This window comes from Streptomyces sp. NPDC059564, from assembly GCF_042735575.1.
Lineage (GTDB): Bacteria > Actinomycetota > Actinomycetes > Streptomycetales > Streptomycetaceae > Streptomyces.
Genome location: NZ_JBHWBP010000640.1, coordinates 1 through 1,866, shown reverse-complemented (window position 1 = coordinate 1,866; position 1,866 = coordinate 1). Strand labels below are relative to the sequence as shown.

Annotated in this window: 1 protein-coding gene; it reads right to left on the bottom strand. The window is 79.0% G+C overall.

The annotated features are described in order from the left end of the window. Positions 1 to 1,866, bottom strand: a 1,866-nt coding sequence (locus ACFV0Q_RS41180) for a beta-ketoacyl reductase (protein WP_385013194.1), incomplete at both ends; no start/stop codon positions are given.

The following is a 1,866-nucleotide window of genomic DNA, read 5'->3' as shown; positions in this document are numbered from 1 at the left end:
AGACGACCCCGCGGGCGCGGAAGGCCCGGCCGGGCTCGACGGCCTCGGGGCCCGGGTGTCCGAGGACGGCCGCGGCTTCGGTGCGTACGAGTTCCACGAGGGTACGGTCCCGCTCGGCCGGGTCCGCCTGGGCGAGGGCCCGGCGCAGGGCGGCGGCGGTGTCGGCCGCTTCGTCGGAGTGCCCGGGGCGTGCGGAGGCGGCTTCCCGGACTTCGGGCAGGTCGCCGAGCAGCGGGCTGGGCCGGCCGATGGTGAAGGTGGGGGCGAAGCGCGCCCAGTCGACGTCGGCGACGGTCACGGCGGTCGCGTTCCGGCCGACCGCGCGGTCCAGCACCGTGAGGGCGGACTCGGCTGCCAGGGGCTCCAGGCCGCGCCGCCGCAGGCTGTCGGCGATCTCGGGGGTGGCGGCCATGCCGGATTCGGCCCAGGGCCCCCAGGCCAGCGCGGTGGCCGGCAGGCCGCGGGCCCGGCGGGCGGCGGCGAGCGCGTCGAGGTGGGCGTTGGCCGCGCTGTACGCGGCCTGGCCGCCCGCGCCCCACACCCCGGCGATGGACGAGAACAGCACGAACGCGTCGAGCCCGGGTCCGGCGGGGAGTTCGTCGAGGAGCTCGTCGAGGTGGGCCGCGGCCGCCGCCTTCGCGGCCAGGACGGCGGCGAAGGCGGCCGGGTCGGTGTCGGTCAGCAGGGCGGGGGTGTCCACGCCCGCCGTGTGCACGACCGCGGTGAGGGGGCTGCCCGTGGCCTCGGTTGCCGTGAGGTCCGCGAGCAGCCGGGCCAGCGCGTCCCGGTCCGCTACGTCGCAGGCGGCCAGCGTCACGCGGGCGCCCAGTGCCTCCAGTTCGGCGCGCAGCTCGTCGGCGCCCTCGGCGGCGGGGCCGCGGCGGCTGGTGAGCACCAGGTGTTCGGCGCCTCGGGCGGCGAGCAGCCGGGCGACCCGGCCGCCCAGCGCGCCGGTCCCGCCCGTGATCAGTACGGTCCCCCGCGGGCGCCACTCCTGGACCGACCGGGCGTCGGCCTCGGCGGCGTGGGTGAGCCGCCGGGCGAACACGCCGCCCGCGCGGACGGCGAGCTGGTCTTCCGGGCCGCCGGTGGCGAGGGTGGCGACGAGCCGGGCCGGCAGGGGCTCGTCGCAGGCCGGGGGCAGGTCGACGAGTCCGCCCCACCGGCCGGGGTGCTCCAGCGCGGCCACGCGGCCGAGTCCCCAGATCTGGGCCTGGCCGGGGGCCGTCACGGCGTGGTCGTCCGGCGATGTGGACACCGCCCCGCGCGTGGCGCACCACAGCGGCGCCTCGACGTCCGCGTCGCCCAGGGCCTGGAGGAGGGTCAGGGTGCCGGCGACGCCGCCGGCCAGTGCGGCGAGGCCCGCCAGCGGGCGCTCGTCCAGTCCGAGCAACGAGACGACGGCGCGCGGGGCCGCGCCGTCGGTGGCCTCGCGCAGGCGGGCGGTGAGCGTCTCCCGGTCCTCGGCGCCGTCGACGGTGAGGCAGGTGGTGCGGGCGCCGTGCGCTGCGAGCGCGTCCCGGAGACCGGCGGCGAGGGGGACGGCGCCGCTGGCGTGGTCGGGGCCGAGGGTGGGGACGACCAGCAGCCAGTGCCCGTCGGCGGTCACGGTCGCGGGATCGCCCAGAGGCTTCCAGGTGACGTCGTACTGCCAGTCCTCGATCGTGGACCGGGCTCCGCCGGTGGGCGTGGCGGCTTCGAGCCAGTAGTGCTCGCGCTGGAAGGCGTAGGTGGGCAGGTCGACGCGTCGGGCGCCGCGCCCGGCGAAGACGGCCGTCCAGTCGACGGGCGTGCCGTGGACGTGGAGCCCGGCGAGGGCGGTGGTGACGGCCAGGCCCTCGGCGCGGTCCGTCCGCAGGACGGGGA